The following is a 4,476-nucleotide window of genomic DNA, read 5'->3' as shown; positions in this document are numbered from 1 at the left end:
ATGATCTGTTTACCGGACTATGTTGACGGTTCACAGCGCGTGTCGTCGGCCTGGGACGAGCCCCGTCAGCGTCATGCTTTGGTCATGGATCTCTCGGATCGCAGTTCGGATCGGCATCGAGCCGAGGGACTGACCGTAGCGAACGTCGGGCGGGTGATCACTCGCTCCGGTGTTCCTGGGTTCGTGGTCCTCGACGCGTCGGGACAGGAGTTCGCTCCTGCCACGGAGTATCTGCTTGAGCTGGCAGCCACGGACTATTCGCCTCAGACGGTACGAACCTATGCCTTGTCGTTGCTCCGTTTCCTTCGATTTTTGTGGGCCGTCCGGGTCAGCTGGGAGCAGGCAACGTCCCTTGAAGCGCGCGACTTCGTGTTGTGGGCGCGCCAGGCCGAGAAGTTCGTCGGGAACCGCAACGTCCCGCAGCGGCGGGGGAGCCGGAACCTTGTCACGGGAAAGAGGCATCTCGGAATGCGTTACTCACCCTCGACGATCAACCACACGACGACGGTGTGTACGGAGTTTTACGCTTTCCAGCTTCGGATGGGAGTTGGGCCCATCGTGAACCCCTTCGGGCTGCGCCGTGGGCGATCCCATGCGCATCATGACCCTCTACGGGATTTTGCCCCAGTGCGGCGCCAACCCCTGCGTCAGCGCGAGGCGCACCGAGTGCCCAGATCAATTCCGGATGGAAAGTTCAACGATCTGTTCCGGCGTTTGCGGTCCAACAGGGACCGGGCGTTGGTGGCGTTTTATGTCAGCAGCGGTGCGCGGGCGAGCGAGTTGCTCGGGCTCACGGGCGACCGGGTCAACGTGGGCGACCAGCTGATCGGCGTTTACCGCAAAGGCGGCCAGCTGCAATGGTTGCCCGCTGCGCCTGATGCTTTCGTATGGCTTCGGCTCTATCAGCTCGAAGGAGGCGTCGCCGGCCCGGATGAACCGGTTTGGCTCACGCTGCGGGGCGAGCCCCGTCCTCTGTCCTACGAAGCCATGCGCGCCGTACTGAGACGCTGCAACGACCTGCTCGGTTCGAACTGGACGCTGCACGATCTGCGGCACACGTTCGCGATCCGCGCGCTTGAGGGCGGGATGGGCCTTCACGAAGTCCAGGAGTTGCTCGGTCATCAGTCGCTGGCTACGACCACTGTCTATGCGGTTCCGCATATGGAGGAAGTCATCGAGCATTACCGGACCCATCTGAGCAGCAGGACTTCCCCTGCCATTGATAGTTCACCGGCCGGTCAGCCCTATAACCCGGATGAGTTGCGCGTGCTTTGGGGGAACCAGTGACAACTCCGCCCATCAACATCCAGACCAAACGACGAAGCTGGAACGACCTCGCGCCGCCACCACAGAAACAACAACCGCCTGCACTGCCGCCCATCCCTCCTGGACCGCTGACCAGCGCCAGCATGGAGGACATCATCAACCGTCTTGGGGACTGCAGCCCGTACTGGCCACATCTGAACGATCACGGGGCGCGCATTCGGCGCTTACTCGGTCATTTGAGGCAGTTGCCGGGGGAGACCTGGCAGGACCGCTGGGCGCTGTTCGAGGGCCAGGTCGGGCATGACGCTCTGCCGTGGCGGCTCAGAGTAGCCGGCGTTTCAAGCAAGACCCCGCAGAATCGCAATGAAGTCGAAGGGCTCAATGCGGCGATAGGACCGCTGCTGGCTCTGGACGTCATGCGCCCCTCCCACCGGTGGATCGCGGGTCAGCGCTTTGCCTTCTGGAAAGCACTCAGCCGGTTCCGGGATCCCGCCCACACAGCTGAACTCGAAAAAGCCCTCCTCCAGGCGAAGGTTTCACCGACCCTGGCCACCAGCGGGATCCTCACCCTCGGCCGCATCCAAGCCCATACGGGCAAATCGATCCGCCAGCTCACATCCGAAGACATCCTCGAACTGACTACGCAGCTTCCCGGGAAACTGATCGAAGTCGGCCGCAGCGGACTGACCGCCGTATGGCCCGTAATGCACAGACTGGGATGGATCAAACACGAATCCGGGACCATGCCCACACGGCTCCGCGTCGGACCGAAAACGGTGGATGAGATAGTCGACTTCTACAACATCACCGGCCCGTGCCGGGAACCACTCATCCGCTATATCCAGGTCCGGTCGGCTGGCCTCGACTACGCCTCGCTCTGCGCATTGGGCAGGTATCTGGCCGGCCTCTTCTTCGCCGACATCGTCAAGCACCACCCTGACCAACGCAGCTTCACACTGACTCCGGAGCAGGCGGCTGGCTGGAAAGCCAGGGTCAAAGTCAAAGCCGACGGCTCGCCGCGCCGGGAAGTTTACAGCGTCTTCTTCTCCGTCCGGGCGTTCTATCTCGACATCAGCCAATGGGCACTCGAAGATCCCTTCTGGGCGCAATGGGTCGCCCCAAGCCCCATTACCTTTGCCGAGACCCGCGGTTACGTGAAGCACCGGCGCGCCACCATCGCAACGATGCAACAGCGCACCCGTGAACTGGCTCCCGTGTTGCCCCGTCTGGTGGAGGCTGCCGAACAGGCCCTCCGCTCGGCCGAAGCAACCCTGGCGGATGCCACGACGGCGGGCGCCGGCCAAACCATCGACATGGACGGCGAGGCGTGGGAAGTCTTCCAGAGCAGCCAACATGCGCATATCAGGATTCGGCGCAATGGAAAGGAACGGGACCTGTCCTTAGAAGAGGACAACGCCTTCTGGACCTGGGCGCTCGTTGAGACACTTCGCCACACCGGTGCACGGATCGAAGAAGTCCTCGAGTTGGTGCACATGAGCATCCAGCCCTACAAAGTTCCAGCGACCGGGGAGACCATTCCGCTGCTGCACTTCGCTCCGAGCAAGACCGATACCGAGCGTTTGATGGTGGCTGGCCCAGAGCTCGTGCACGTGCTCTACCGAGTGCTTTCTCGTATCACCAAGGACACGGGTGGCGCACCACTGACACAGCGATGGGACTCAGCTGAGAAAGTGCTGAGCTCACCTCTTCCGCATCTGTTCGTCCGCCGCCGTGGCGCCGGACCGCCGAACGTGATGACGACGGCCACCGTCTCCACGCTGCTCAATGACTTGGCGCGACGCGCGCACATCAAGGTCAGCGGTGCCGAGGTGAGATTCACCCCGCACGATTTCCGTCGCATCTTCGCGACCGAGGCACTTGCCAGCGGCTTGCCTCCACACATCGTGCAGGTGCTGATGGGCCATGCCAGCCTGGCGACGACTCAGGGATACGCAGCGATTTATCCCCGGGACGTCATCCGGCACCACCGCACCTTCATCGAAAAGCGACGGGTCATTCGGCCCACCGAAGAATACCGCGAACCAACCGCCGCCGAATGGGACGAATTCGAAGCCCATTTCGTGCAACGCAAACTCAGCCTGGGCAGCTGTGGACGCGCCTACGGCACAGGCTGCCAACACGAACACGCCTGCCTCCGCTGCGCCCTTCTCCGCCCTGATCCCAGCCAAATCAACCGGCTCCAAGACATCATCGACAACCTCCAAGAACGCATCACCGAAGCCGAACAACACGGCTGGATCGGTGACGTCGAGGGCCTACGTGTGACGCTCAACGGCGCCGAAATCAAGCTCGCTCAGATGTATAAACTCCAGACCCATACCGAGCGGGGAATCGTCGAGCTTGGGACCCCACGAGTCAGGCAAGCAAACAACCGCTGACTGGAGGCCACGCCAGGGAGACCGACTATCGTGGCTCCTAGGTACCTTTGAGTAGCAGCAGACTGAATTGGAGAAGATCATGCAGGAACCTTTGACTCCCGCCAGATCTGCTTCTTACGCTGATTGGTTGGCCCGCCCGTTCGGCGGGCCTCCGCTTCTGGTGAGCACGTTCGCCCCAGACAAATTCTCATCCGTAGTTCGCGTACTGAACCCTTTAGTCGACGCCGAAGGAAGACCGACTTCGTGGACCTCTGTTGCTCAGGAGCTGGGCATGTCTTTGGCGCAGGTAACCAATGGCGACCGCCTTAGCCAGGACTACACGGCCAAAACGGGTGTACGAATCAATGTTGACTACGGGTCACTGAGTCATGATGTCGCGGTCGTTCTCGCCGACGTGCTCAGCCGGCACACGTCCACTCCGGAAAAATGCTTCTTTGCCGTTTGGACCGGCTATTCAGGAATACGGAACGAACTTGCCGGCGCCCCTGTGGTGGTACTTCCCCCTGAACGCGAGATGTATCTCCTCGAGGGCAACATCAACGCCGCCGCAGAAACGGTGGACGAGCCGTCATTCCGCCGGAGTTTGAACTGGTGGCCAGCCGATCAAAGGTGGTGCGTGCGTAACGACATCTATGCCGATTCGGTCTATGTTGCTGGGTCCCCGGAGTGCATCTCCGACCTTCTGCATGAAACTCGACTGGAGACCCTCTCGGTTACACGCACCGACCCGCACCCCGGGGTCTACGCCTAAGCCAGCACGACAGGCTTCCAAAAGAAACCAATCCGACGTCAGTAGTCCGGATAAGAAGAC

At 61.4% G+C, this 4,476-nt stretch carries 3 protein-coding genes; all 3 read left to right on the top strand.

From position 1 onward, the window contains the following. A partial coding sequence (locus tag ABIB49_RS19090; protein ID WP_354157642.1) for a tyrosine-type recombinase/integrase occupies positions 1–1,287 on the top strand: 1,287 nt, incomplete at its 5' end. Further along, positions 1,284–3,665 (top strand): tyrosine-type recombinase/integrase, encoded by a 2,382-nt coding sequence (locus ABIB49_RS19085; RefSeq protein ID WP_354157641.1) that lies wholly within the window; start codon positions 1,284–1,286, stop codon positions 3,663–3,665. The genes ABIB49_RS19090 and ABIB49_RS19085, both read left to right, overlap by 4 nt. A gap of 271 nt (positions 3,666–3,936) precedes the next feature. Continuing rightward, entirely contained in the window at positions 3,937–4,416 is a 480-nt protein-coding gene (locus tag ABIB49_RS19080; RefSeq protein ID WP_354157640.1) for a hypothetical protein, read from the top strand. Positions 4,417–4,476 lie beyond the last annotated feature (60 nt).

This window comes from Arthrobacter sp. UYCu512, from assembly GCF_040547075.1.
Lineage (GTDB): Bacteria > Actinomycetota > Actinomycetes > Actinomycetales > Micrococcaceae > Arthrobacter.
This window is presented reverse-complemented; position numbering and strand designations above follow the sequence as displayed.